Origin of the sequence: Xenorhabdus sp. PB62.4 (assembly GCF_014467285.1) — a bacterium.
In the GTDB taxonomy this organism is placed as follows: Bacteria; Pseudomonadota; Gammaproteobacteria; order Enterobacterales; family Enterobacteriaceae; genus Xenorhabdus.
Genome location: NZ_NKHR01000132.1, coordinates 1 through 309, shown reverse-complemented (window position 1 = coordinate 309; position 309 = coordinate 1). Strand labels below are relative to the sequence as shown.

Annotated in this window: 1 protein-coding gene; it reads right to left on the bottom strand. The window is 35.6% G+C overall.

Translation table 11 applies throughout. The features are described 5' to 3' along the window. Nucleotides 1-145: 145 nt before the first annotated feature. Nucleotides 146-309, bottom strand: a 164-nt coding sequence (locus Xenpb_RS19575; protein ID WP_222943058.1) for an IS1 family transposase, incomplete at its 5' end; no start/stop codon positions are given.

Here is a 309-nt window from a genome sequence, read left to right as displayed (position 1 = left end):
TTGATATCAGAACGCGGGTCATCGATCTTACTGATAAAGTTAAAAATACTCATTATTACGATCGCTATTTTTATGGAATAGCGTGATCTTATCGTTTTAATGAGAGAAAGAGCTATAAGAAGTTATATTCTGGTCTTTATTTAACCTAAATAACCTTACTAAATATATGAGATCTCACCCTGTGCATCTCAGGGGATTTTGAATAGCCGAGTGTTTTACGATTCAATCGTTTAATTCTGTTGCGAAGTGTAAGATTTTCACGCTCGATACGTTGCGTGAAACTTTTCCCGACGAGGTGTGTATTTTCAG